The sequence below is a fragment of the Pseudomonas sp. AL10 genome, from assembly GCF_029960685.1.
Lineage (GTDB): Bacteria > Pseudomonadota > Gammaproteobacteria > Pseudomonadales > Pseudomonadaceae > Aquipseudomonas > Aquipseudomonas lactis.
This window is the reverse complement of the sequence record NZ_JASBQZ010000010.1, coordinates 1-23,061: the sequence shown is the minus strand read 5'-3', so window position 1 is coordinate 23,061 and position 23,061 is coordinate 1. Positions and strand designations below refer to the sequence as shown.

Below are 23,061 nucleotides of genomic sequence, written 5' to 3'. Positions count from 1 at the left end.
AAACAGGTAGGAGCGAGCTTGCTCGCGAAAAACTCACAAGCGCCGCGCTTATTCAGGAAGAACGCGTCATCGTTGACGTTTTTCGCGAGCGAGCTCGCTCCTACAGTCAGGTCCAGGCGACTACCAACAAGCCTGCGCCCAACACCAGGCACAACGGGGAGTAAAAATACGTATCCAGGCGAGCAAACTTCGACCCGCCGACCTTCTTGAAAAACCCCACTAGCTCCGAATCCCCGATCGCCCGGGCAAACATCAGCACGGCAATCGCGCTGATGCCCCACTGCAACGCCCCGTGGGACACCGGCGAGAAATACAACCCGGCGCGCAGGCACACAAGCAAGGCAATCGCCACCAGCCCCATCGCCACCAGAAAAGTGCCCAGCGCCGACGGTTTGAACGCCGGCCTCGGCCCGCTGGCGAACTCTCCGGGCAGTTGCGGGATAGCGGCCAGGCTGCCGAGCTTGCCACCCGCAGCCCAATACAAATGCACCATGCTGATGAAGGTAAATACCCCGACGATCCATCGCGCAATGACAAAGCTCATGGTCGGCGCTCCACAAAAATGTGCGAATGAGGATAGTCGCCCTGAGATTTTTTGCAGGCATTTCGTCGGTCGCTGATGATAAAGTGCCACCCCATGAAACTCGCCCGTGCCGACCGCTCACTCATTGCCTGGATGCTTTACTGCTGCGTCCTGTTCAATGTGTTCGCCTGCAGCATTGGTCATGGGCAGATGGTGGGGATGCAGCTCAACGGCATCAGCGGCCAGTTCTGTACGGTCGACCCACGTACCCAGGCGCCGCTGCCCAGCAACTCGACAGACGAAAACCTGCCCACGCTATCCAAGGCATTTGGTTGCCCGCTGTGCTCTACCGGCGGCATGGGCCCGGCGCTCAATTCCCACCTGAACGTGGCGGTGCTGCCACAACCCCATGCGCCGCCTGCTGCGGTGGTGCTTGCTGCTGACATTCCCGCCCGCTTCACCTGGCCTGCGGCTAATCCCCGCGCGCCACCTGCCGTCGCCTGATCCCTGCGCTTTCTGATCTGCATCGCCCCGTTGCCGTAAGGACTACGGGTAGCTGTGCGTTGTTTTCGAGCCAAGTTTTCAGGATTCAACCATGAAACATTTACCCCTGTTGGCGGGCCTGTTCGGCTGCCTGCCTGTTTGCGCCTCAGCCCTTGAACTGGCGCCGACCACCATTGATGGCGAGCAAAGTGCCGAGCCGGGCCTGGCCCTGGACCAACCCAGCGGCATGGCCTCGCGCCTGGGCCTGAGCGTGCGGGAAACCCCGGCGTCAGTGGCCATCGCCAACCGCAACGATATCGAGCGCCACGGCGCCAAGACCTTCCGCGACGCGGCCAATACCCTGCCCGGTGTCAACGCCAGCGCCCCGCCCGGTTTTGGCGGCTTTGTCTCGTACCGGGGGTTTAGCAGCAGCCAGATCACCCAGATGTTCAACGGCATCAATGTCGCCACGGGCCTGGCGCGGCCGGTGGATGCGTGGATCTACGACCGCGTCGAACTGGTGGGCGGCCCCTCCTCCTTGATCAACGGCGCAGGCTCCGTGGGTGGCTCGTTGAACTACGTGACCAAGCTGGCAACCCGCGAGGAACAGGCCGTCGAAGGCCAACTGAGCTATGGCAGCTACGACACCGCCGGCATGGCGTTCGGCCTCAACCATGCGCTGACCGAACCCGGCGCCGACGTACAGCATTACGCCCGCCTGGACGTGAGCCGCAACACCAACCACAGCTACATCGACCGCGATCAGCGCGATGCCTGGAGCGTCGCATTCTCCCTGCTCAGCGACCTCACCCCGAACCTGTCCCACACCCTGGCGCTTGAGTATCAGGACGAACATGAAGACAGCCCGTACTGGGGCACGCCGGTGCTCAACCCCAAGGCCGGTGAACTGAAGATCGACAAGCACAACCGCTTCAATAACTACAACGTTGCCGACGGTCGTTATGAGCAACGCACGATCTGGGCACGGTCGATCATCGACTACCGGATCAACGACAGCACTACGCTAAAAAACACGCTTTACCACCTCGACAGCCAGCGCGACTACCGCAACCTGGAGACTTACCAGTACAACGCCAACAACAGCGCGGTGAACCGCTCGACGGCCTATCAGGTGCGGCACCAGGGCGAGCAGAACGGCAACCAGTTCGAACTGCGCCATGACTCCAGCGTGTTCGGCCTTGCCACCACCTGGTCGGGCGGTTTTGAGTACAAGGTCAACAGCACCACCAACAGCCCCTTGAACGTGACGGGCAAAAGTAGCGTGGACCCGAACCACTACGACCCAGGGCACTTCTATGATATTCCCGGTACCCAGCCAGGTTTCGTCAAGGACAAAACCAACCAGGTGACCACCAAGGCGCTGTTCGTGGAAAACCGTCTTGGATTGACAGACAAGCTCTCGCTGCTGACCGGCCTACGCTATGACGCCATCGACCTGGACGTGACCAACCACCGCACCCTCACCGCCACCAACCCACGGCACTTCAAGCGCAGTTGGGAACCGGTAACGGGCCGGGTGGGCCTGACCTATCAGTTCATCCCGTCCGCCAATGTCTATGTGCAATACAGCACCGCCGTCGAACAGCCCAATACCACTACCCAAGTGTTCGACGTGTCCACCGGCAAGCAATGGGAAATCGGCAGCAAGTTCGATTACCTGCAAGGTAGGGGCTCCGCCACGGTCGCGGCCTACAAGATCGAACGCAAGGACTTTGCCGTCACCGACCCGCTGGACCCGACCAGCAGCATCCCGGTGGGCGCGCAGTCGTCCAAGGGCATCGAACTGGCCAGCTCGTTGCATATCACACCGAAACTACTGGCCGAAGGCAACTTTGCCTGGGTGGACGCGCAGTACGATGAGTTCAACGAAAAAACCGCCAGCGGCGCCGTGGTGTCGCGCAAGGGCAACACGCCGACCAACGTGCCCAAGCGTGTGGGCAACCTCTGGCTGACCTACGACTTTGCCGAGGATTGGCAAGGTGGCGTGGATGCGCGCTACGTCGCCCAGGTGTATGCAGACAACGCCAACACCCAGACCGTGCCGGCGTATACGCTGTTTGGCACATTCCTGCGCTATAAGCTGGATGCGAACACCTCGGTCACCGGGCGGGTGCGTAACCTGACCAACGAGGTGTATGCCGAGTTTGCCCATGTGTCGCCGGCGTACTATCTGGGGTCACCGAGGACCTTTGAGCTGGCTGTACAGACCAAATTTTAAAGCTCAAACACAATCAAATGTGGGAGCTGGCTTGCCTGCGATAGCGGTGGGTCAGCATAAAAATAGGTTGTCTGACACTCAGTCATCGCAGGCAAGCCAGCTCCCACATTTTGATCTTCACTGGATACCAAGACTGGCGCTTACTTGAGGCTCGCCTCGACCTTCTGCGCCACATCGTCCGTCAACCACGCCTTCCACACCTGTGGATGTTCCTTGAGAAACGCCTGGGCCACCTCCCGAGGGGGCGTATGGCGCTCGCTCATCGTCGCCAAGGCTTTGTTAAGCGGCTCGATGGGAAACTCGACCTTCTCGAAGAACTCGGCAATGTGTGGATGTTCCTGCTGGAACGGCGTCGATACGCCAATGCTCAACTTGGACGCCAACGAGCGCGTCGGCTTCGGGTTCGGGTTGTCCGCGTCAGTGAGGGTCTTCCACGCATCTGCATCAAATGGCGGTTCTTCCAACTGGATCAATTTGTAGCGCCCCATCAACGGGGTCGGCGACCAGTAGTAGAACAGCACGGGCTTGCCCCGGCGAATCGACGAGGCAATCTCCGCATCCAGCGCTGCGCCTGACCCGCTGCGGAAGTTCACGTAGCTGTCGTCCAGGCCATAAGCCTTGAGCTTCTGTTTGTTGACCACTTCGGAGGTCCAGCCAATAGGGCTGTTGAGAAAGCGTCCCTTGCCTGGAGACTCAGGGTCTTTGAACACGTCCTTGTAACGCGCCAGGTCCTGTACGCTTTTGAGGTCCGGTGCCAGGGGTTTGAGCCCTTTTGCCGGGTCACCCTTGACCACGTATTCCGGCACCCACCACCCTTCCGTGGCGCCTTTGACGATATCGCCCAGGCCCGTCACCTTGCCTTCGGCTTGCGCCTTGACCCACACCGGGCTGCGGCCAGCCCACTCCTCGCCGATCACCTGGATATCATTCTTGGCCAGGGCGGTTTCCAGGGTGATGGTGGTGCCTGGCAAGGTGTCGGTGGGCAGGTCATAACCCTTCTCGACGATAAAACGCAGGACTTCTGTGATCAGGCTGCCGCTTTCCCAGTTCAGGTCGGCAAAATGCACCGGTGCCTGGGCAGCCGATACCGGCAATGACAGAGTCAGGGTCGTCAGGCCCGCCGCCAGCAGTGACTTCAATCCTTTCATGCCTGTGCACCTCGCGTTTTCGCAGTCATGGCGAACGGCTTTGCTGCGAATGCGCGAAGCCTCTGAATAGTTAAGTCAACTCAACTGTAGTAGAGGTTCCAAAAGACAAAGATGCACAGCGTAATTATCGCCTACTCGCTGGCCTTGAAGGTCACCAGCTCACCCTTGCGCCATTTGGCGGCTTTGCCCGTCACGGCCTTCAGGGTTTTGGTCAACCCTTCTTGCAATTGCTCATGGGCGGCGAATACCAGCATCACGCTGTGGCCTTCCTTGAACACAATACCCTGGCCTTCGTTCGATGACACAAAGGCATAGTCGCCGAGGCCGTACACGGTCAACTTGATGTCGCGAAACCTCAATTCGAACTTGCCACCCTCGCGGCTGGGCAACACCGAAGCGCGAAAATGGTCGCCCACTTTGAGTTCCAGGCGCGGCTTGTCATCCACGACCAGCGCCGTTTCAGTATCGATCTCGGCGATATAAATACCTTCCGGCGTCTGTTCAGTGATGTAGACAAACCGAGATTGAAACTGCTTGACCAACTTAGCGCGCAAATCACCCAGCACGAATAACGCGTGCATATCCAGATTACTGACTGCCAAGGAAACGCCCCCACATCAAAAAAGCGCTGGCCGCCGAAGCGAGCAGCACAAAAAATAGCCGTTACGACACGATCATAGAGTCATTAAAAAACTGAAGAGAACGCGTAAGGCTAGTACAGACATCTGCGGCGGACCTCATGCAAGGTCATCCGGTGGTACAGCAAATCACAGGTTCAACGACCCGAGAATACAGGTCGACCAACTTCAGAGAATAACCCGATTAAAAGTGCAGTTTTCCGACACTCAACACAAAAAATACGCAAGACATGGAACCAGTCGCGAACTGCCGACGACAATACTAAAACAGCAACCGGGGTCAAAACCACCGCAAATGCTAACCACAGGCCAATAAGATCGATCGACAGGAGCTGAGCATGCAACGACGTCAACACGACGCTACGTCCTTCCACACTCGTTCATCATGTCCAGACGAACGCCAATACTACTGCTTGCTTAACCTTGACGGGTACTCCAATTCAGTGCTGTACCAAGTTGTACCGGCAGGAAAGAACTTTTTTCATATTCTTGAAGTGCCCAGCGGCAGGATCAAGGGTTTTCGCAGTGATCACAACAAGGCCTGTGAACTGGCCAAGACTCTGGAAGCAAAGCTGCACGCTCGTTGCGGTCGGGTCGTTTCGTCACCTGGCTGACTTTACTGCGCCACCGCCCCTCAACAACTGCCATACTGGCCCGTCCATTGAAGTTTGCCCCCTGCGGGTCAGGTTTCATCAACGCAGTTACCTTGAAGGGAAAGCTATACGTGACGGAATTTGATATTGGCGAATTTATTATCCACGGTGATGCGAGGGAAGTAGACGGCGAGTTTCAAGCGGTCATCATCATGCGGGCCAAACCGCCGCTGAACAAGGTCACCGCGCACCAGGTGGAAAAAGACCGCTGGTTCAAAACCGCCGACGCAGCTGCCGTGGCGGGCAAAGAAGCGGCCCAGGCGCTGAAAGCCGCCGTAGATTGCGGCGCGCTCAATTCCTGACAATCCGATAGAACTCTGGCGTCCCCCCGACCCCTCACATGCATGACGATAAACCCGCATGGAGAACGTTATGGACACCACGACCCCAACCCTTGAAACCCTGTTCGAACAACTGGGCCTGGATTCCAGCCAGGAAGCTATCGAGCGTTTCACCGCCGAACATCGCCTGCCCGATGATGTAAAACTCATCGACGCGCCGTTCTGGAGCGAACAGCAGGCGAACTTCCTCAGGGAGCAATTGCATGTCGACGCAGAATGGGCGCCCGCAGTGGATGACCTCAATGCACTGCTGCATGAGCCTCCCCGCGTGTGATCAATGCAGGCTGTCTGACGCTTCACTGCGCAACAGCGCTTGCCAGGCAGCCTGGCATTCCTGCGCCTCATCCCGGCTGGCGAACGCGGTGCCGCGCTGCTCACCGTTGAGCAACACCACCCAGCAGGCGCGCTGGCCCAGGGCACGCAGAGTTTCGGGTACGCCACTGCCGATCATCACGGCCACATCGACTTTGTTTTGCATGGAGCTTCTCCGCAGCATTAGTTAGCTGGCTAACAATGTTGGCCATGCTACGGTTTTATTCTTGGAAAAAGCTATCTACGGAATAGCTTCATTGCATAAACAGCAACAATGTAGAGACGGGGGCGGCCAGCTCGAGAGCCGCCCCATTCAGCGCATCAGGCTTGACGCTGGTGCTTGTCGATCTGCTCGTGGCGCTCTTGCGCTTCGATGCAGTACTTGGTGGTAGGGCTGATCAGCAGGCGCTTGAGGCCGATAGGCTCGCCGCTGTCGTCACACCAGCCAAAGGAATCTTCCTTGATGCGTTCCAGGGCGCGCTCAAGTTGCGGCAGCATGCGCTGGTCGCGGTCAATGGCGTTCACCAACCAGGTGCGCTCTTCTTCCACGGAAGCCGCGTCAGCCGGGTCGGCCGGGGTGTCCAGGCTTTCAATGGCGATACGGTTCTGCTCAATGCGCTCGTGGTGTTCCACTTTCATGTCTTGCAGCAACTTCTCGAAAAAAGCGTGCTGTTCGGCATTCATGTAGTCATCCGCCGGCATGGCCAGCAACTTTTCCTTTGTCATTGATTTCTCTATAAAAAATACGTGCATTAAGGCGAATAAGGGAGCGTTCCGCAAGGCCTGTGCAGGTCTCGGAAGGGCGCCGTCCATTTCAAGCGCCACCCGGCACTCAATTTACGAGGGGCGGCAGTCTAAGGCCGACTTGAGGGCGCAGCAACTGAAAAGACAGGCATTTTTTCCCGATCAACCCCCAAAAGCACCAGGACGGGCTTGGCGAATGGTCATCGGAGTGCGTTTATAGCAAGAAATTCAGTGTTATGGAGCTATATAGAAGACAAACGGTTGAAAGGGCCTGGCCCCCTGTAGGAGCGAGCTTGCTCGCGAAGCATTCAAGGACACCGCGTTCAATCAGATAGCCCGCGTTATCTTTGCAGCTTTCGCGAGCACGCTCGCTCCTACAAGGGGCAGGTACTCAGCGCTTGAGCTTGCGCTTGTTGCGGTATTGGTCGATCACCACCGCCACCACAATGATCAGGCCCTTGATGATGTCCTGGATATACGCGTCCACCCCGACAAAGGTAAACCCGCTGGCCATCACCCCGAGGATCAGCGCGCCGATCACCGTGCCGGTGATGCGCCCTACTCCACCGGCCAGGCTGGTACCGCCGATCACTGCGGCGGCAATCGCGTCCAGCTCGTAGGACATGCCCATGCCGGCCTGCCCCGTCGCTGCACGTGCCGAGGCCACCACGCCGGCCAGGCCCGCCAGGAGACCGGCGATGCTGTAGACAATGATCAGGTGGCGCTTGACGTTGATCCCCGAGGTACGCGCCGCCTGCATGTTGCCGCCAATGGCATAGGTGTACTTGCCATATTTGGTGTAACGCAGGGCAATGTGGAAGATCACCGCCACCACCAGGAAGATGATCACCGGCATGGCGCCATGGCCGATTGCTGTGTAGGAGTCCGAGAGCATGCTCACCGGCTGGCCTTCGGTGTAGTAGCGCGCCAGGCCACGGGCCGAGACCATCATGCCCAGGGTCGCGATAAACGGCGGGATGCCGGTGACCGCGATAATGCTGCCGTTGATCGCCCCCGCTAAAAGCCCCACGCCCAAGCCCATCGCCACCGGGATCCACACCGGCAAGTCGGTGAGGGACGGAAACACCGCCCGGGAAAAGTCGGAGGTTTGCGCCAGGCTGGCAGCAATCATCGCTGACAACGCCAGCACCGAGCCGGACGACAAGTCGATGCCCGTGGTGATGATCACCTGGGTCACACCGATGGCCAGAAGGCCAATGATCGACACCTGCAGGATCATCAGCACCAGGCGCTGGGAGTTCATCAGAAAGCTCTGGTCGCGCACGATCCAGCCGAACAATTCAAACACCAGGCCGATACCGATCAGCACCAGGAAGATACTCAGCTCGGTGGGCATGCGTCGACGGTTCTTGACCGGTGCGGTTGCCGGCTTGTTGTCTGTTATTGCGTTCATAACCCATCACCTTCTTATTCTGTAGATCAGTGGACTGCGGTCATCCCGGAAGCCAACTGCATGACTTTTTCCTGGGTCGCCTCGGCGCGGTCCAGGGTGCCCATCAGCTCACCTTCGTGCATCACCATCACCCGGTCGCTCATGCCGAGCACTTCGGGCAGTTCGGAAGAAATCATGATCACCGCCATACCTTCGCTGGCGAGGAAGGCGATCAAGCGATAGATCTCGGCCTTGGCGCCCACGTCGATGCCGCGTGTCGGTTCATCCAGGATCAGCAAGCGGGGGTTGGTCATCAGCCAACGCGCCAGCAAGGCCTTTTGCTGGTTGCCACCGGACAAAGTGTCGATGCATTGCTCCAGGGACGGGGTTTTCACCCGCAGTTTCTTGCACATGTCTTCACACAGGGCGCGCAAGGCTTTCTGCTGGATAAAGCCGTTGCCCGAATAGTGCGGCAACACCGCCATCTCCATGTTCTCCAGCACCGACAGGCACGGGAACAGGCCGCTGAGCTTGCGGTCCTCGGTCAACAGCGCAAAGCCTTTCTCGATGGCCATATGCGGGTCGGTAATGCGCACCGCCTTGCCGTCCAGGGTAATTTGCCCGCTGGAGCTTGGGGTGATGCCAAAAATGGTTTCCGCCACGTTGGTGCGCCCGGAGCCCATCAACCCGGCGATACCGAGGATTTCCCCGGCGTGCAGGTCGAACGATACGTCTTTGAATACGCCGTCCAGGCTCAGGTCGCGCACCGACAGCAGCAGGTCACCAATCGGCGTCTCGCGCACTGGGAACAACTGGCTCAGCTCACGCCCGACCATCATCGAGATGAGGCTGTCGCTGTTCATGCTGTCGGCCCGTTGCAAACCGATGTATTGGCCGTCACGGAACACCGCCACTTCATCGGCGATGGCGAACACTTCGTTCATTTTGTGGGTGATGTAGACGATGCCTTTGCCCTGGGACTTGAGGTCGGCAATGATCGAAAACAGGTGGGCCACTTCCTTGTCGGTAATGGCCGAGGTGGGTTCATCCATGATCAGGATGTCGGAGTCATAGGACACCGCCTTGGCAATCTCGACCATCTGCCGTTCGGCAATGCTCAGGTTGCCGACCTGTTCTTCCGGGTCGAGGTTGATTCGCAGGCGCGCCAGCAGCTCGGCGGTGCAGCGGTGCATTTCGCGGTGGTTGACCATGTGCAGGCTGTTGAGTTGTTCGCGGCCGATCCAGATGTTCTCGGCGATGCTCATATGGGGCATCAGGTTGAGTTCCTGGTGGATCATCGCGATCCCGGCCTTTTGCGCGGCCAGCGGCGTTTCAAAGGTGATCGGCTTGCCACGCAGGCGAATTTCGCCGGCGTCGGGCTGGTAGATGCCGGCGATGATCTTCATCAGCGTCGACTTGCCCGCGCCGTTCTCGCCCATCAACGCCAGCACCGTGCCGGGGCGCACCCGCAGTTGCACATCGTCCAGGGCCACGACACCGGGAAAGCCTTTGCTGATGTTGAGGATTTCCAGCAGGTAAGGTTCGTCCAGCGCCAGCGCCCGGTGGGCGGCGGGCTGAGACGTGGCGGCTTGAGCAAGCATAGGGAGGTACTCCATCTGCAGGGCGGCCGTAACCGCCCTGCCAGCTTTTGTTGTTATGTCGGGGCTACTTGAAGTCTTTGACGTTGTCCGGGGTGATCAACTGGAACGGGATCACCACGTTCTGCTCGACCGGCTCGTTCTTGGCCATCTTGCGCGCTGCTTCCACCGAACCTACCGCCTGGCCCTTGGCGTCCTGAAAGGCCGACACGGTCATGTCACCCTTGGTGATCGCGTTCAAGCCATCGGGCGTGCCGTCGACACCGGCAATCAACACGCTGCCTTTTTCCTTGCCAGCCGATCTCAGGGCCATGGACGCGCCGATCGCCATCTCATCGTTGTTGGCCAGCACCGCATTGAACTCCCGGCCCTGGGTCAGCCAGTCGTTGACCAGGGTCATGCCCCTGTCACGCAACCAGATTCCGGTTTGTTCCTGCTCGATCTTGATGTCCGGGTACTTGGCCAGCACTTCCTTCACGCCCTTCGTGCGGTTAGTGGTGGAGTTGTTCGCCAGGTCGCCCAGCAGGATCACGACCTTGCCCTTGCCGCCGAGTTTTTCGGCGATGTACTGCATTTGCAGGCGGCCGGCCTCGACGTCATCGGAGGTCACGGCCACCACGTCCTTGGGCAGGTCTTTCTGGTCGGGGCGACGGTTGACGAACACCAGCGGAATACCTGCCTTGGTGGCGGCACTGATGATGTTCTTGGTCGACGCGGTATCGACCGGGTTAACGATAATCGCATCGACCTTCTGGCTGATGAAGTTCTCGACCTGGCTCAACTGCTTGACCACATCGGCGCGGGCATCTTCGAACTGCAGTTGCACGCCATCGCCTTTTGGATAGGACTTGGCTTGTTTGTCCATGTCCTCGCGCAGGTAGGTGAGGAAGGTGTCATCGAATGCGGACATCGTCACGCCCACCTTGAGATCGGCGGCGACGGCAACGCCACTGGCCAGCAGCATGGACAAGGCCAGGGCGGTAAAACGGATCGGGGTCTTCATGAACGGTCTGTCTCCACTTTCTTGTTAGTTTTTTTCGACGTTGCGTTGATCAGGACTCGGCTGTCAGTCGCACCACCGGCGCGCCTGGAATGCAGCACACCAGCGCGCCCTGGTTTTCGACGCACAGCACATTCAGGAAGGAGAAGTAGAACGGCCGGGCGCGGGGCAGTCCGCGTGGCGCTTGGAGGGGGCGTAAAACTCGCAGTACAGCGTTGAAGATTTTCATCTGACGGTACCTGGTTGTTTTTGATCTTGTTTTTGTTGAGTCGCCCGTAGGTTCCGGGACGTACTTTATGCAACCTGGAAAAGACTGTATTAGAAAATAATTTCCATATCAACCTGTTTTAGAATTTTATTCTATTTTTGTCGAAACCACCTGCTGGCGCTCGGCGCTCAGGCGTGCGGCGTCTAATATACGGGTGGTTTCCAGGGCGTCATAGGCGTTGACGGGCAGCGGCCCCTGCCCCATCACGGCGGCTTGCAACTGGCGGTAGAACTGGTTCCAGCAGCCCTTCTCCGACGGCACCCGCTCACGCTCCGGCCCTTGTTCAAACCAGCCCCAGCGTCGATGCTCCTCAGCGCCCCAGTGTTCGCCTTCGGTTTTCGGCGACTTGCCGGCCAGCAGCGCTTCTTCCTGGCCGTCCAGGCCGTCGACGGTGTAGCAACCCAGGCTGCCACTGACGCGAAAGCGCGGCGCCTGGCTGTTCTGCAACGCGTTGCCCCACAGGTGCGAAATCACGCCGTTGGCGTGGGTGAGGGAGACAAAGAAGCCGTGGTCTACCGTGGGATGTTCAGGGGTGTAGTGCAATTGGGCGAACACCCGCTCCACCGGGCCGAACAGTTGCAGCGCCTGGTCGACCAGGTGGCTGCCCAGGTCGCGCAGCCATCCGCCACCGCTGGCATTGCCCACGGCCTGCGGGCTGTAGCGCTCCACGCGGGATTCAAAGCGGGTAATGGTGCCCAGGGCGCCGGCGTCGATCAGTTTGCGCAGGGTCAGGTAGTCCGAATCCCAGCGCCGGTTCTGGTAGACGCTGAGCAACGAGCCCTGGCGCTCGGCAGCGGTAATCAGGGCCTGGGCTTGTTCGGCGTTGGCGGCAAAAGGTTTGTCGCTGACCACCGCCACCCCATGCTCGATGGCTTCCAGCACCAGGGCCGGCCGACCTTTCAAGGTGGTCGAAATCACCAGGGCATCGACGCCGGCTTCGACGATCTGGCCGATGGAGTCGAAGGCTTTGACACCGGGAAGATCAGTACTCAATTGCTGGCGACGTTCGGGTGAACGCGTCACCACGCCGACAAAGGTGGCGTCAGGCAGGGTGGCGATCAGCGGCGCATGAAAAAAGCGCCCACCGTGACCGTAGCCCACTAGTCCGATTCGCATATTCAACTCCGGAATTGATTTGGAAACCCAATCAACTGTGGGAGCTGGCTTGCCTGCGATAGCAGTGTGTCAGGCAATGAATTTGTCACTGATAGACCGCTATCGCAGGCAAGCCAGCTCCCCACAGTGTTAACCACATTTCTTCAGTGAGTTAGCCGTAGAAGCGCGGGCGATCCGGCAGGCTGACTTTCACAATCTGCCCACTGCCCTGGGCTTCAATACACGCATCCGCCGCCACCGCCGCCGCAAACCCATCCCAGGCCGACGGCCCGCCGACTTGCCCGGCCAGCACGCTGTCGATAAACGCCTGCAACTCCACGTCATAGGCACCGATAAACCGATCCTTCCAATCCATCAGGATCGCATTGGACAGCTTCGCCTCGCTGCGCAGTTGCACCTGGGACGGCTCCGGCAACTTGGCGATGCCGCTCTCCCCTACCACTTCACACTGGATGTCGTAGCCGTATTGGCAGTTCACAAACACTTCCACGTCGATACGCGTGCCTTTGGCGGTTTCCAGCAGCACGATCTGCGGGTCACGCAGGTGCGCCAGCGCCTTGCTGGTCTTGCGCGGGAACACCACCTGCACGGACACGTAGTCGTCATTAAGCAGCCAACGCAGCACGTCCAGCTCATGGATCAAGGTGTCGGTGATCGCCATGCCGGTGTTGTAGTTCTCGCCCACCGTGGGGTTGCGGTGCGCGCAGTGCAGCATCAACGGCTCGCCAATCTGGCCGCTGTCGATCACCGCCTTGAGGGCGCGGTAGCCTTGGTCGTACGGGCGCATGAAACCCACCTGGACCAGGCGTTTGCCGTGGGCCACTTCGGCCTCGACAATGTTGCGGCACCCCTCGGCCGTCACCGCCAGGGGTTTCTCACAGAACACCGGTTTGCCGGCGGCAATCGCGGCCAGCACAAATTCTTCATGGCTCGGCCCCCAGGACGTCACCAGTACCGCTTCGACCTCTGGCGAGTTGATCAGCGCATGGCCGTCCGGGTACACCTCGGCGTCCAGCTTCAAATCCACCACCACCTGGGCGGCTTGTTCAAGGTTGATGTCGGTGACGGCCACCACCTGGCTGTTGAGCAAGGCCTGGCTGCAACGACGAATATGGTCCCGGCCGATGGCGCCCGTACCGATCACTCCAAGCTTCAAAGACATACAAACACTCCTCTTGTTGTTAGTACTGCCGGGCCTTGGCCAGGTGTTCATTGAGTTTTTTTGCCGCTGCATTCGTGCGCTCACTGGTGGACACTTGCGCCACCCCCACCCGCCACCACGACAGGTAGCCGTGGACCATGGTCTTGGGCAGCACCTTGATATCGATCAGCGTGGAGACGGTTTGCGTGCGGGCATCGGCCAACGCCGCTTCCAGCTGTTCCAGCGTGCTGACCTTGTAGGTCTTGCAGCCATAAGCCGCCGCACTCATGGCGAAATCCACCGGCACCAGGCCACCGTCGAGCTTGCCGCTCTCGGGGTTGCGGTAGCGGAACTCGGTGCCGAAGCTGTCCATGCCATTGCCGATTTGCAGGTTGTTGATGCAACCGAACGCCATGTTGTCCAACAGCACCACGTTGATCTTGCGCCGCTCCTGGATCGAGGTGGCCAGCTCCGAGTGCAGCATCATGTAGGAGCCATCGCCGACCAGGGCGTACACCTCCTTGCCTGGCTCGGCCAGCTTCACGCCCAGGGCGGCATTGATTTCATAGCCCATGCATGAATAGCCATACTCGACGTGGTAGGTGTTGACGCCCTTGCTGCGCCAGGCGCGCTGCAAATCGCCGGGCAGGCTGCCGGCGGCGGCCACAATAATCGCGTCATCGGCCAGGCGTGCATTGAGCACGCCGAGCACCGCGCTTTGGGTCAGGCACGAACCGGTCAGTTCGATGAATTCGCGCAGGACGGCACGGTCCAGGTGGTCGTCGACTTCGGGGACGAACTCATCACCCAGGTATTGCACCTGATGCACGCGGTCCACTTCGGCGTCGAGTTGCGCCTTGGCGTCGGCGATCTGCTCGCCCCAGCCCGAGCGGTAATCGCCCAGGGCAGTGGCCAGTGCTTCAAGGGCCACTTTTGCATCGGCCAGCACTTGCACACCGTCCAGCTTCAAGGCATCGGCTGGGCTGATATTGAGGTTGAGAAACTTCACCTCGGGGTGCTTGAACAGCGATTTTGACGAGGTGGTGAAGTCGGTATAACGGGTGCCGATGCCAATAATCAGGTCGGCCTCGGGCGCCAGCAGGTTGGCCGCCAGGCAGCCGGTTTCGCCGATGCCGCCGACGTTCAGCGCATGGCTGGACACCACGGCGCTCTTGCCCGCCTGGGTTTCCGCGAAGGGAATATCGAACCGCTCGGCAAAGGCTTGCAGTGCCTGGTTGGCGCCGGAGTACTTGACCCCGCCGCCGCAAATGATCAGCGGCTTGCGCTTGCCGCGAAAAGCCGCCAGCGCGTCATCGAGCATGGCGCGGGTGGCCGGGCGTCGGTCGATGCGGTGCACGCGTTTTTGCAGGAAGTAATCGGGGTAGTCCCAGGCTTCGGCTTGTACATCCTGGGGCAAGGCCAGTGTTACCGCGCCGGTTTCGGCCGGGTCGGTCAGCACGCGCATGGCGTGGATCGCCGCGGTCATCAGTTGCTCGGGGCGGTTGATGCGGTCCCAATATTTGCTCACGGAGCGGAAGGCGTCGTTGGTGCTGATGCTCAGGTCGTGGAACTGCTCGATCTGCTGCAACACCGGGTCGGGCTGGCGGCTGGCATACACATCGCCGGGCAGCAACAGCAACGGGATGCGGTTGGCGGTGGCGGTGGCTGCGGCGGTGAGCATATTGGCCGCGCCCGGCCCGACCGAGGCCGTGCACGCATAGATCTTGCGGCGCAGGTGCTGCTTGGCAAATCCGATGGCGGCATGGGCCATGCCTTGCTCATTGCGGCCCTGATGCACCACCAGATCGCCGCTGTCCTGCTCCAGGGCCTGGCCGAGGCCCAACACATTGCCATGCCCGAAAATAGTGAATACACCGGCGACAAACTTGCTCTGTACGCCGTCGACTTCGATGTATTGGTTGTCCAGGAACTTCACCAGGGCCTGGGCCATGGTCAATCGTGTTGTGGTCATTACTTGCACCTTGTGTGACTGCAATTGAAGTGTTCAACACCGATCCAGTGTGGGAGCTGGCTTGCCTGCGATAGCGGTATGTCAGGCAATACATGTGCAACTGATAGACCGCTATCGCAGGCAAGCCAGCTCCCACATTTTGATCGCGTTATGGCAGGGGCTTTTGCAAGTACGCCATGCTGCTGCCCAACGCCTGCCGGATATCCGCCAACCCATGCACGCTTTCGGCAAACGGCTCGAACGACAAATAGCCGCTGTAGCCGGTGCTCAGCAAGGTCTCGATCTGCGCCGCATTGCCGAGGATATCGTCCTCGCCCACCAACACGCGGTGGCCGTCGCGGATCGAGTCCAGCGGCGCCTCGCGGTCTTCCACTCCGGAGATATGCACCAGGCCGGTCAGTTCCGGGAAGAACTCATGCTCGCCGGCCAGGTGATGGTGAAAGGTGTCGTGCACCACCCGGAATACATCCAGGCCACCGATGGCCTTGATGGCATCCACTGCCACGCGCTTGCGGCGCAGAGCGGATACCGTGAAGCCCAGGGGCTCGATGAAACCGAGAATCCCGTACTCGCGCAGGATCAACGCCAGCTCGCTCAACGCCGTGCGCAAACCGGCGGCGCGCTGCGCGTCGTTGCGCGTATCGCCAGGCTGATTGAACGGGCACATCACCAAGCCTTCGGCCCCGCACTCACGGGCGTAGGTGGCCAGTTCGATTGCCTGGGCACGGCGCTCGTCGTTCCACACATCAAAGGGGTACAGCGCGTTGATCGACAGCACCTTGATACCCTGCGCTGCGCACAACTCGCGCACGCGGCTGGCGGGTGTGCCGTATTCGATTTCACGGTTTTTGAGGTCGTTGCGGATCTCAATGGCCTCGCAGTTGAGGGCAGCCGCCAACTGGATGAAATCCGGCAAGGACAGGTGGGGGGCGACCATGCGGTTAAGGGCAAAACGTAGCGGCGACTTCATTGTTTTTGTTCTCCGTCCAACACCGTTTAGAGGTCCAGCAGCCAGCTGTGCTGCGGGTCGTTATGGAAATGCCAGGCGCGCTTGGGGCCGGCCATCACGTTCAGGTAATAAGACTCGTAGCCGTACGGCACGCTGACCGGGTGATAGCCCTTGGGCACCACCACCAGGTCGCTGTTTTCCACGGCCATGGCCTGGTCGATGCTGCGATCGTCGGTGTACACGCGCTGGAACACGAAGCCCTGGGGCGGGTTGACCTGGTGGTAGTAGGTCTCTTCCAGAAAGCTCTGGTGCGGCAGGTCGTCGGTGTCGTGCTTGTGCGGCGGGTAGCTGGAGGAATGCCCGGACGGCGTGCGTACTTCCACCACCAGCAGCGAATGGGCCGGCTCGCTGTCGGGCAGGATGTCGCACACGTAGCGGGTATTGGCGCCTTTGCCGCGCACACTGCGCTTGCACTGCTCGGGGCGGATTAAGCGCGGGGCAAAACCCTTGGCACCCGGCGCTGCGCAGACGGCGATCTGCACATCGCTCAGGGCCGTGACCTGGGCGTCGGTGCCCGGCGGGAAATAGGCGGCGAACGGTGATTTGTCTTCGAACACCGACTGGCGATCACCCAGGTTCTGCCAATTGAAACCTTCACCTTCGATATTCACCCGACCGCTGAGCAACACCAGGCACAGCTCCTGATCACCGGCGCTGACCGGCAGGGTTTCGCCCAGGCTCAAACGGTAGGCGGCAAAGCCCACATACTCCAGGCGCCCCGCTTCCAGCGCCACCATGGTTTGCCCGCGTTTGCTGCTTTTGACCAACAAGCTCATCACTCAAGTCCTCTGGTTGAGAAGCGCACGCAGGGTGTCATAACCCTTCTTCGCGTAGATATAGCTGGGCGCCACGGCCGGGTCCTGCTCGGCTTCCACCACCAGCCAGCCCTTGTAGCTGGCCGCGAGCAACACATCCAGCAACGGTGCGAAGTCGATATCTCCATCGCCGGGCACGGTAAAGGTGCCGTTGACGATGCAGTCCGGGAAGCTCCACATCTGGTTGCGCGCCAGTTGCACCACGGGTTTGCGTACGTCCTTGAAATGCACATGGCAGACGCGGTCGATATGCTTGCGCAGCACCTCAATGGGTTCGCCGCCGCCCATGTAGCAGTGGCCCGAATCGAACAGCAGGCCGACTTCCGGGCCCGTGCGCTTCATCAACTGATCGATGTCTTCGGGGGATTCGACGTAGGCGCCCATATGGTGGTGGTAGGCCAGACGCACGCCCTGGGACAAGGTGAAGCGCGCCAGCTCGGTGAGCTTGTCGGCGTAAGCCTGCCAGGCCTGTTCACTGTGAAAACGCGGGCGCTCGATCAGGCGGATGCGCGAGCCCTGGATCGAGTCGGCCACTTCGCCGTATACCAGCACCGAGGCGCCGTTGTGTTTGAGCAGTTCGACATGGCCGGCAATGGCTTCGATTTCTTCAGCCACCGAACGGCGGGCCAGGCGGCTGGAGTACCAACCGGACACCAGCGCCAGGTCATAAGGACGCAGCACGTCAGCGACGCCCTTGGCATCCTTGGGGAATTTGCCGTTGAGTTCAAAACCTTCGTAGCCGATGTCCTTGCCTTCGCTCAGGGCCGTGCTCAGCGGGGTCTCACCGCCGAGGGCCGGGAGGTCGTCGTTGCTCCAGGAGATCGGGTTGATGCCAATTCGGATTGCGGGCATGGCTGCACCTTTTGTTTTTATCTTCAGAATTCACTGGAATCTGCTTTGTGTGGGAGCTGGCTTGCCTGCGATAGCAGCGTGTCAGGCAGAACATTTGCAACTGATAGGTTGCTATCGCAGGCAAGCCAGCTCCCACATCTGATCGTATTTACTGTCGGGCACTGAGCCAGGCATTGATGAGCTGTTCGAAGGTCTGCTGCACCTGCTGGATCAGCGTTTCGTCATCAATCTCCCCCGCCATCCACGCCCGGCTCGGCTCGTGGAAGATCGTGCGGCCCACGGCAAACCCACGGCAGGTGCTGCTCTGGCTGGCCTGCTTGAAACCATCGGCGAGAAACTCGGGGGAAGCATTCAGGCCCAGCAACACCACGCCGCGGCAGTAGGGGTCGCGTTCCTGGATCAGTTCGTCGAGCTTTTTCCAGTCTGCGGCCGACTGGGTTTCGATCTTCCACCAGGCCGGGTAGATGCCCAGGTTGTAGAGGCGCTTGAGGCTGCGATAGAGCACGTCCGGGTAGGTGGACGGGTGATCCTTGGGCGGGATGACTTCCAGCAGCAGTTCGTGGCCACTGACCAACGACGCCTCGTACACCGCCTTGAGTTGCGCTTCCTGTTCCAGGCGCAGCATCGGCTCGTCATCGGGGTGAAATTGCACCAGGCACTTGATGATGTGTTCCTGGGGCCAGGCAATCAGGTTGCTGCCAATTGAACGGCCGTGCTCGAACGCCAGGGGCCGCGAGTTCTGCACCTCCACCGGGCGCGCGATCCACCAGCCGCGACCCGTGGCCGCGTTGAGTGCATCCTGGCCAAAGCGTTGGTCGGCGAGCAGGCCCACATCGGCCTCGACGCCCTGCTCGCTGAGTTTGCGCTCCACGCGTTCGATGGCCTGGATAAACAACTGCTTGATGTCGCTGATACGCTCAGGGGCCTGGCCGCCTTTTTGCGCCAGCTCCACCAATTGCCAGCGGTGGTCGAAGGCAAATACGAACAGTTGCTTCCAGGCTTTGCGCGGCACCGTGACACGGTGCAGGCGTTGCAGGGTCACGTCCTGGTCCGGCCGGGTGATGGGCACGGGGCTGCTGAACAGGTAATCGAGTTCGGCGGGGGTCGGCATCGCTGGCGCACAGGCGTGGCGCGACACCACCAGGCCGCCACAGGCATTGGCCAACTGGCTGCAACGCTCATCGCTGGCGTCATTGATCCAGCCGCTGAGAAAGCCCGACATAAAGGCATCACCGGCGCCCAGCACGTTGAGCACTTCAACCCGTACACCGGGGTAGATCGCCCCGTCTTCCAGGCGCGCGGGAATCGCGCCGTGGATCACCGTGCAGCCCTGGGGGCCGAGCTTGACCACCAGGGTCGCCGGGGTCAGTTCACGCACGGTACGCAGGGCCGTGAGCAGGTCTTCACTGCCGCCGGCGATGAGGAATTCCTCTTCGGTGCCGACGATCAGGTCGAAACGCGGCAGGATCTTCTGCACATGCTGGCTGACATTCTGGTCGGCAACAAAACGAGTTTCGCCATCGGCCTTGCCGGCCAGGCCCCACAACACGGGGCGATAGTCGATGTCCAGCACGCGCTTGACGTTGTGCTTGGCCGCATAATCCAGGGCCTGCAGGCTGGCCTTGTACACGCCGTCGGTGGAGAAATGCGTACCGGTGATCAACAGCGCCTTGCTCGAGGCAATAAAGGCTTCGCTGATGTCTTCGGCGCGCAGGGCCATGTCGGCGCAGTTTTCGCGGTAGAACACCAGGGGGAAGGTTTCACGGTCTTTTAGGCCCAGCAGCACCAGGGCGGTGAGGCGCTCCGGGTCGACCTTGATGCCGCTGACATCGCAGCCTTCGCGGGCCAGGGACTCCACCAGGAAACGGCCCATGTGGTCATCCCCTACCCGGCTCAGCATCGCCGACTTGAGCCCAAGCCTGGCGGTGCCGAAAGCGATATTGGCGGAGGAACCGCCCAGATACTTGGCGAAGCTGGACACATCTTCAAGCCGCGCACCGACTTGCTGCGCATAGAGATCGACGCCCAGGCGCCCGAGGCAAATCAGATCCAATTGACGCCCACTGGCAAAACGAGTCTGGCCCATGCTGGCTCCTGTTATTTTTATCAGCCTGCGTTGTGCCGCCGTGGCGACGGCAAACGCTCTTGGTGGGAGCAGACTAGAACGTCCGCGGGCAGCAATCAATATTTATTCCATAATTATTTTTAGTGGAATATTTTTTCCAATACCTCAGGATAGTGGCACGCCAGCGCCCATGCATCGTTTCAGCAGGCCACGCGGGCCGTGATGCCGGGGTATTTTTTTGCGCCTACCCTGTAGACTTGCGCCACCCATCAGCGCATCAGACGAACACGCCAGAAGGATTGCCCATGTCCCGCACCGATCCCGAGACCACCCTGGAAGAAACTGTCGCCAGCCCTCCGGTCAATGCCGAACGCCTGTTGCAGCTGATCACCGACGAATACGAGAGCCTGCCGCGACAGCTCAAACGCATCGCCAGTTACATGAGCCAGCAGAGCGACCGGATCATGGTCGACCGCATCAGCGACATCGCCCGCGAGTGCGAAGTGCACCCCTCGGCCATCGTGCGGTTTTCCCAGCGTTTCGGCTTCAGTGGGTTCAGTGAGATGCAGGCTTTGTTTCGCGAGGCGTATACCCACAAGACCACGCCGGTGCAGAACTACCAGCAGCGCATCCGCAGCATGATCGCCAACAAGTCGCAGAAGGCCAGCGGCGGCGACCTGGCGCGCGAGTGCGTCAACGCCACCTTGTCGGGCATCGAACGCCTGGGGCTGGAGCTGGACGACGCGGCCTTCGAGAAAGCCGTAGACCTGGTGGTCAATGCCGACAACATCTACGTGGTTGGCGTGCGCCGCTCCTTTGCGGTGGCCGACTACCTGGTCTACAACCTGCAGCACACCAACAAGCGCATCCACTTGATCTCAGGCCTAGGCGGCAGTTACCGCGAGCAGATGCGCAGCGTACGCGCCAATGACCTGGTGATTGCGATCAGTTTTACGCCCTACGGCAAAGAGACCCAGCACTGCCTGCGCATTGCGCAGCATCACCAGGCCAAGACCCTGATCATCACCGACAGCAACCTGTCGCCCCTGGCCAAGCGGGCGAACGCGGTGCTGTTGGTCAATGAAGGTTCTTCGTTTGCTTTCCGCTCGCTGAGCGCCACGCTGTGCCTGTGCCAGGCGTTGTTTATTGCGGTGGCGTATCGGTTGGAATTGAAGGTGGATGAGATCCATGAGCAGGTAGGATTTGACGACTGACAAGGCTTGCTCTATTTGCCCTCTGTAGGAGCGAGCTTGCTCGCGAAAAACCACAACGATAACGCGTACTCCCTGAGGGAACGTGGCGCCTGTGAGTTTTTCGCGAGCAAGCTCGCTCCTACAAGGGGGAGCGAGCCAGGAGTGGGTTTAGTGCATGAAGATCGCAATCAGGATGATCACTGGAATCGGCACGCCGAGGAACCACAGCAGTAATGAGCGCATCATGTTCTCCTTGAATTAACGAACGTAGTTTTCGGTTTCGACGTACACCACGGCATCCCGGCGGCGACCGCCGAAGGTGGCGGCGAAGCTGGCGAAGAACGCCCCGATGAGCAGCGCTACAAAGGTCCACAGCGAGGTGTAAGCCGCCACTTTCGCTGCGGTTTCAGCAGCTTGCTTGGCTTTGAGCTTGGCGTCTTCGACGGCCTTGCGCGCATCGCCATAGACCTTGTCGATGCGGGCTTCGGCATCGGCCTGGCTCAGGTTGGTACGTTGGCTGATCAGTTGGGCCAGGTAGGCACGATCTTCCGCTGCCAGTTGGCCGTCGTTGCTCAACGTGCGCGTCAGGATGCGACCGACTACGGCGTGGGCTGCATCATCGCTGACCGCCGCGGGGCGATCATCGCGGAACAGGCTGTCGACGTAATAACCGAAGTCACCACTGTCGGCACCCTTGGCCGCACTGCCCGCCGCCTGGGTGAGGCCGCTGGCCGCGCCCGAAGCCACACTCGCACCCGCTTTCACGCCGCCGCTGACCACACTGCTGACCGAACCGACCACCAGCATCGCCGTGATCAATGTGGCCACTGCCCACGCCAGGAAACCATGGGCGGTATCGCGAAAGTACACCTCGTCGCCGTGCATGTTGGCCCACTTCACCCGCAACCGACCGGCGATGTAACCGCCCAGGCCAGAAGCGACAATCTGGGTGAACGCCAGCCAGACAATCGTGGAAATGCCAAGGCCCTTGGCGCTGATACCGCTGTTAGCCCACGGCGACACCGCCGAAAAGCCCAGGCCGAAACCCAGCAACACCAGGATCAATGACAAGGCAGCCGCCGCAGCGGCACCGGCGAAAATCGCCCCCCAGGAAACCCCGGAGAGCGTGCTTGACTCTTGCAGCGTGGATGAGGATGTGATCATTGTTGTTTTGCTCCAGGCACGAAAAATGATGTTACAAGTCTCAAAACGGACAGTGCAGGCAGCGTGCCAGCCGCGACTAAAATTAAATTCCTTTAATTTCAATGGTTTATTTAAATTGAACTTAGCCAGATCATGCAGGTTGCAATAAATGGCGATATCAGGCGGGCGTAATGCACTCCCCTGTGGGAGCTGGCTTGCCTGCGATGGCGGCGTGACAGCCACTGAATATGCCAGCAGGTAAGCCGCCATCGCAGCATAGTTACCTACATAACTTTGTGGGCTGTAGCAGCGGACGGTAACCACGATGCGAAGCGAGTCGCTCTTGATCTGCTTTTGATCTTGATCTCAGGCGCCCCGTTAAACCACGCTGGCCGGAATTCGACAGGGATTTGGG

At 60.0% G+C, this 23,061-nt stretch carries 23 protein-coding genes; 6 read left to right on the top strand and 17 right to left on the bottom strand.

The window, feature by feature from the left end; all coding sequences use genetic code 11:
• Positions 1–106 precede the first annotated feature (106 nt).
• Complete coding sequence (locus QK296_RS12735) at positions 107–544, bottom strand: DUF3995 domain-containing protein (RefSeq protein ID WP_003191649.1); 438 nt, start codon at positions 542–544, stop codon at positions 107–109.
• A 93-nt stretch (positions 545–637) separates the two neighbouring features.
• Here QK296_RS12735 and QK296_RS12730 point away from each other — a divergent pair, with 93 nt between their 5' ends.
• Positions 638–1,027: a DUF2946 domain-containing protein gene (locus QK296_RS12730; RefSeq protein ID WP_034134960.1), complete on the top strand. Its 390-nt coding sequence runs from the start codon at positions 638–640 to the stop codon at positions 1,025–1,027.
• Positions 1,028–1,118: 91 nt separating this feature from the next.
• Positions 1,119–3,245 (top strand): TonB-dependent receptor, encoded by a 2,127-nt coding sequence (locus QK296_RS12725; protein WP_281912647.1) that lies wholly within the window; start codon positions 1,119–1,121, stop codon positions 3,243–3,245.
• Positions 3,246–3,385: 140 nt separating this feature from the next.
• On the opposite strand, the gene QK296_RS12720 is transcribed toward QK296_RS12725, so the two are convergent.
• Complete coding sequence (locus tag QK296_RS12720) at positions 3,386–4,393, bottom strand: ABC transporter substrate-binding protein (RefSeq protein ID WP_003191654.1); 1,008 nt, start codon at positions 4,391–4,393, stop codon at positions 3,386–3,388.
• 131 nt (positions 4,394–4,524) lie between these two features.
• The gene (locus QK296_RS12715) at positions 4,525–4,974 is read right to left on the bottom strand and encodes a hypothetical protein (protein ID WP_044274081.1); all 450 of its coding nucleotides are present in this window, start codon (positions 4,972–4,974) and stop codon (positions 4,525–4,527) included.
• Positions 4,975–5,369: 395 nt separating this feature from the next.
• Between QK296_RS12715 and QK296_RS12710 the strand changes: the two genes are divergently transcribed.
• From QK296_RS12710 to QK296_RS12700, 3 genes are all read left to right on the top strand, one after another.
• On the top strand, positions 5,370–5,645 hold the full coding sequence (locus tag QK296_RS12710) for a hypothetical protein (RefSeq protein ID WP_080765570.1): 276 nt from the start codon (positions 5,370–5,372) through the stop codon (positions 5,643–5,645).
• 110 nt (positions 5,646–5,755) lie between these two features.
• Positions 5,756–5,986: a hypothetical protein gene (locus tag QK296_RS12705; protein ID WP_003191661.1), complete on the top strand. Its 231-nt coding sequence runs from the start codon at positions 5,756–5,758 to the stop codon at positions 5,984–5,986.
• Between the two features lie 70 nt (positions 5,987–6,056).
• Complete coding sequence (locus QK296_RS12700; protein WP_003191663.1) at positions 6,057–6,299, top strand: DUF2789 domain-containing protein; 243 nt, start codon at positions 6,057–6,059, stop codon at positions 6,297–6,299.
• On the opposite strand, the gene QK296_RS12695 is transcribed toward QK296_RS12700, so the two are convergent.
• The 13 genes from QK296_RS12695 to iolC all read right to left on the bottom strand — a co-directional run bounded on the left by QK296_RS12695 (position 6,300) and on the right by iolC (position 20,331).
• Complete coding sequence (locus tag QK296_RS12695; protein ID WP_003191664.1) at positions 6,300–6,503, bottom strand: hypothetical protein; 204 nt, start codon at positions 6,501–6,503, stop codon at positions 6,300–6,302. It abuts the gene before it with no gap.
• A gap of 155 nt (positions 6,504–6,658) precedes the next feature.
• Positions 6,659–7,063 (bottom strand): TraR/DksA C4-type zinc finger protein, encoded by a 405-nt coding sequence (locus tag QK296_RS12690; protein WP_003191666.1) that lies wholly within the window; start codon positions 7,061–7,063, stop codon positions 6,659–6,661.
• Between the two features lie 409 nt (positions 7,064–7,472).
• On the bottom strand, positions 7,473–8,495 hold the full coding sequence (locus tag QK296_RS12685; RefSeq protein ID WP_003191668.1) for an ABC transporter permease: 1,023 nt from the start codon (positions 8,493–8,495) through the stop codon (positions 7,473–7,475).
• Between the two features lie 26 nt (positions 8,496–8,521).
• Positions 8,522–10,075 (bottom strand): sugar ABC transporter ATP-binding protein, encoded by a 1,554-nt coding sequence (locus QK296_RS12680; RefSeq protein ID WP_003191670.1) that lies wholly within the window; start codon positions 10,073–10,075, stop codon positions 8,522–8,524.
• A gap of 64 nt (positions 10,076–10,139) precedes the next feature.
• Entirely contained in the window at positions 10,140–11,075 is a 936-nt protein-coding gene (locus tag QK296_RS12675) for a sugar ABC transporter substrate-binding protein (protein ID WP_120248129.1), read from the bottom strand.
• Positions 11,076–11,124: 49 nt separating this feature from the next.
• Positions 11,125–11,301 carry a hypothetical protein gene (locus QK296_RS12670; RefSeq protein ID WP_003191673.1) on the bottom strand — a complete coding sequence of 59 codons (177 nt, stop codon included), beginning with the start codon at positions 11,299–11,301 and terminating at the stop codon, positions 11,125–11,127.
• A gap of 126 nt (positions 11,302–11,427) precedes the next feature.
• Positions 11,428–12,456 carry a Gfo/Idh/MocA family oxidoreductase gene (locus QK296_RS12665; protein ID WP_003191674.1) on the bottom strand — a complete coding sequence of 343 codons (1,029 nt, stop codon included), beginning with the start codon at positions 12,454–12,456 and terminating at the stop codon, positions 11,428–11,430.
• A gap of 151 nt (positions 12,457–12,607) precedes the next feature.
• A complete protein-coding gene (locus QK296_RS12660) occupies positions 12,608–13,618 on the bottom strand; it encodes a Gfo/Idh/MocA family oxidoreductase (RefSeq protein WP_169855897.1) in 1,011 nt (336 codons plus the stop codon).
• Between the two features lie 19 nt (positions 13,619–13,637).
• Entirely contained in the window at positions 13,638–15,569 is a 1,932-nt protein-coding gene (gene iolD, locus QK296_RS12655; RefSeq protein WP_034134957.1) for a 3D-(3,5/4)-trihydroxycyclohexane-1,2-dione acylhydrolase (decyclizing), read from the bottom strand.
• Between the two features lie 148 nt (positions 15,570–15,717).
• Positions 15,718–16,539, bottom strand: a complete 822-nt coding sequence (locus QK296_RS12650; protein ID WP_003191677.1) for a TIM barrel protein — start codon at positions 16,537–16,539, stop codon at positions 15,718–15,720.
• Between the two features lie 26 nt (positions 16,540–16,565).
• Positions 16,566–17,354: a 5-deoxy-glucuronate isomerase gene (gene iolB, locus QK296_RS12645; RefSeq protein WP_003191678.1), complete on the bottom strand. Its 789-nt coding sequence runs from the start codon at positions 17,352–17,354 to the stop codon at positions 16,566–16,568.
• Between the two features lie 3 nt (positions 17,355–17,357).
• A complete protein-coding gene (gene iolE, locus QK296_RS12640) occupies positions 17,358–18,245 on the bottom strand; it encodes a myo-inosose-2 dehydratase (RefSeq protein WP_094774659.1) in 888 nt (295 codons plus the stop codon).
• Between the two features lie 148 nt (positions 18,246–18,393).
• The gene (iolC, locus tag QK296_RS12635) at positions 18,394–20,331 is read right to left on the bottom strand and encodes a 5-dehydro-2-deoxygluconokinase (RefSeq protein ID WP_120248132.1); all 1,938 of its coding nucleotides are present in this window, start codon (positions 20,329–20,331) and stop codon (positions 18,394–18,396) included.
• A 284-nt stretch (positions 20,332–20,615) separates the two neighbouring features.
• Between iolC and QK296_RS12630 the strand changes: the two genes are divergently transcribed.
• Positions 20,616–21,524 carry a MurR/RpiR family transcriptional regulator gene (locus tag QK296_RS12630; RefSeq protein WP_003191682.1) on the top strand — a complete coding sequence of 303 codons (909 nt, stop codon included), beginning with the start codon at positions 20,616–20,618 and terminating at the stop codon, positions 21,522–21,524.
• A gap of 237 nt (positions 21,525–21,761) precedes the next feature.
• Here QK296_RS12630 and QK296_RS12625 read toward each other — a convergent pair whose 3' ends face one another.
• Positions 21,762–22,667 (bottom strand): hypothetical protein, encoded by a 906-nt coding sequence (locus tag QK296_RS12625; RefSeq protein WP_003191684.1) that lies wholly within the window; start codon positions 22,665–22,667, stop codon positions 21,762–21,764.
• Between the last annotated feature and the right edge of the window lie 394 nt (positions 22,668–23,061).

Coding starts and splice junctions, on each gene's coding strand:
- QK296_RS12690 (WP_003191666.1), bottom strand. CDS start 7,063: ATGACAAAGGAAAAGTTGCTGGCCATGCCGGCGGATGACTACATGAAT.
- QK296_RS12720 (WP_003191654.1), bottom strand. CDS start 4,393: ATGAAAGGATTGAAGTCACTGCTGGCGGCGGGCCTGACGACCCTGACT.
- QK296_RS12670 (WP_003191673.1), bottom strand. CDS start 11,301: ATGAAAATCTTCAACGCTGTACTGCGAGTTTTACGCCCCCTCCAAGCG.
- QK296_RS12735 (WP_003191649.1), bottom strand. CDS start 544: ATGAGCTTTGTCATTGCGCGATGGATCGTCGGGGTATTTACCTTCATC.
- iolB (WP_003191678.1), bottom strand. CDS start 17,354: ATGAGCTTGTTGGTCAAAAGCAGCAAACGCGGGCAAACCATGGTGGCG.
- iolC (WP_120248132.1), bottom strand. CDS start 20,331: ATGGGCCAGACTCGTTTTGCCAGTGGGCGTCAATTGGATCTGATTTGC.
- QK296_RS12715 (WP_044274081.1), bottom strand. CDS start 4,974: ATGCACGCGTTATTCGTGCTGGGTGATTTGCGCGCTAAGTTGGTCAAG.
- QK296_RS12675 (WP_120248129.1), bottom strand. CDS start 11,075: ATGAAGACCCCGATCCGTTTTACCGCCCTGGCCTTGTCCATGCTGCTG.
- QK296_RS12625 (WP_003191684.1), bottom strand. CDS start 22,667: ATGATCACATCCTCATCCACGCTGCAAGAGTCAAGCACGCTCTCCGGG.
- QK296_RS12660 (WP_169855897.1), bottom strand. CDS start 13,618: ATGTCTTTGAAGCTTGGAGTGATCGGTACGGGCGCCATCGGCCGGGAC.
- QK296_RS12725 (WP_281912647.1), top strand. CDS start 1,119: ATGAAACATTTACCCCTGTTGGCGGGCCTGTTCGGCTGCCTGCCTGTT.
- iolE (WP_094774659.1), bottom strand. CDS start 18,245: ATGCCCGCAATCCGAATTGGCATCAACCCGATCTCCTGGAGCAACGAC.
- iolD (WP_034134957.1), bottom strand. CDS start 15,569: ATGACCACAACACGATTGACCATGGCCCAGGCCCTGGTGAAGTTCCTG.
- QK296_RS12710 (WP_080765570.1), top strand. CDS start 5,370: ATGCAACGACGTCAACACGACGCTACGTCCTTCCACACTCGTTCATCA.
- QK296_RS12730 (WP_034134960.1), top strand. CDS start 638: ATGAAACTCGCCCGTGCCGACCGCTCACTCATTGCCTGGATGCTTTAC.
- QK296_RS12630 (WP_003191682.1), top strand. CDS start 20,616: ATGTCCCGCACCGATCCCGAGACCACCCTGGAAGAAACTGTCGCCAGC.
- QK296_RS12695 (WP_003191664.1), bottom strand. CDS start 6,503: ATGCAAAACAAAGTCGATGTGGCCGTGATGATCGGCAGTGGCGTACCC.
- QK296_RS12650 (WP_003191677.1), bottom strand. CDS start 16,539: ATGAAGTCGCCGCTACGTTTTGCCCTTAACCGCATGGTCGCCCCCCAC.
- QK296_RS12665 (WP_003191674.1), bottom strand. CDS start 12,456: ATGCGAATCGGACTAGTGGGCTACGGTCACGGTGGGCGCTTTTTTCAT.
- QK296_RS12680 (WP_003191670.1), bottom strand. CDS start 10,075: ATGCTTGCTCAAGCCGCCACGTCTCAGCCCGCCGCCCACCGGGCGCTG.
- QK296_RS12685 (WP_003191668.1), bottom strand. CDS start 8,495: ATGAACGCAATAACAGACAACAAGCCGGCAACCGCACCGGTCAAGAAC.
- QK296_RS12700 (WP_003191663.1), top strand. CDS start 6,057: ATGGACACCACGACCCCAACCCTTGAAACCCTGTTCGAACAACTGGGC.